At 45.2% G+C, this 710-nt stretch carries 1 protein-coding gene; it reads left to right on the forward strand.

Annotated elements, in window-relative coordinates:
- A partial coding sequence (locus tag D1839_RS20220; RefSeq protein WP_286168782.1) for an EF-Tu/IF-2/RF-3 family GTPase occupies positions 1–704 on the forward strand: 704 nt, incomplete at its 5' end.
- Between the last annotated feature and the right edge of the window lie 6 nt (positions 705–710).

Here is a 710-nt window from a genome sequence, read left to right on the forward strand (position 1 = left end):
ATTTCCCTGGTGACGATATTCCTGTTATCCGTGGTTCAGCGCTTAAAGCACTTGAAGGCGACCCAGAACAAGAAAAGGTTATCATGCACTTAATGGATGTTGTTGATGAATACATCCCAACTCCAGTTCGTGATACTGAAAAGCCTTTCTTGATGCCTGTTGAAGACGTCTTCTCAATCACTGGTCGTGGGACTGTTGCTTCTGGTCGTATCGATCGTGGGACTGTTAAGGTCGGCGACGAAGTTGAAATCGTTGGTTTACACGAAGATGTTCTTAAGTCAACTGTTACGGGTCTTGAAATGTTCCGTAAGACACTTGACTTAGGTGAAGCCGGGGATAACGTTGGTGCGTTATTACGTGGTGTTAACCGTGAACAAGTTGTTCGTGGCCAAGTTTTGGCTAAGCCAGGTTCGATCCAAACCCACAAGAAGTTCAAGGGTGAAGTTTATATCTTGAGCAAAGAAGAAGGTGGCCGTCATACGCCATTCTTCTCAAACTATCGTCCACAATTCTACTTCCACACCACTGATATCACTGGTGTTATTGAATTGCCAGACGGCGTTGAAATGGTTATGCCTGGTGACAACGTAACGTTCACCGTTGAATTGATTCAACCAGCTGCCATCGAAAAGGGTACCAAGTTCACGGTTCGTGAAGGTGGTCATACTGTCGGTGCCGGTGTTGTTTCAGAAATTGATGACTAATCTCTA

It is taken from the genome of Roseburia sp. 1XD42-34 (genome assembly GCF_009917385.1).
Classification (GTDB): domain Bacteria; phylum Bacillota; class Bacilli; order Bacillales; family Amphibacillaceae; genus Virgibacillus.